1 protein-coding gene is annotated in these 260 nt (G+C 40.0%); it reads right to left on the reverse strand.

Going from position 1 to position 260, the window contains the following annotated elements:
• A partial coding sequence (locus tag R0K30_RS22435) for a 50S ribosomal protein L31 (RefSeq protein WP_410613108.1) occupies positions 1-157 on the reverse strand: 157 nt, incomplete at its 3' end.
• Between the last annotated feature and the right edge of the window lie 103 nt (positions 158-260).

Genomic DNA, 260 nt, shown 5'->3' on the forward strand with positions numbered 1-260 from the left:
CTGAGCTGACTTCCACTTTAATCAGCGGGTATGTCTTTCCGTCTTCCCACTCTGCCGTTTCCTCTGACTTTTTCGTAGAATGGCTTAAAAAGCGATAGCCGCTGTTCACATCTTGAAAAATCACCTGATGGTTATCCGGATGAATATCTTTTTTCATGCTGATCTCCCTTTCTCAAATCGTAATAATTACGTTTTATTTTAAACCTTAAATAACCGCTTGTCAATCATATATGCCCTGATCCCTTGGTTTCTAAACCCTG

The organism is Bacillus sp. SIMBA_154 (assembly GCF_046536015.1).
In the GTDB taxonomy this organism is placed as follows: Bacteria; Bacillota; Bacilli; order Bacillales; family Bacillaceae; genus Bacillus; species Bacillus pumilus_P.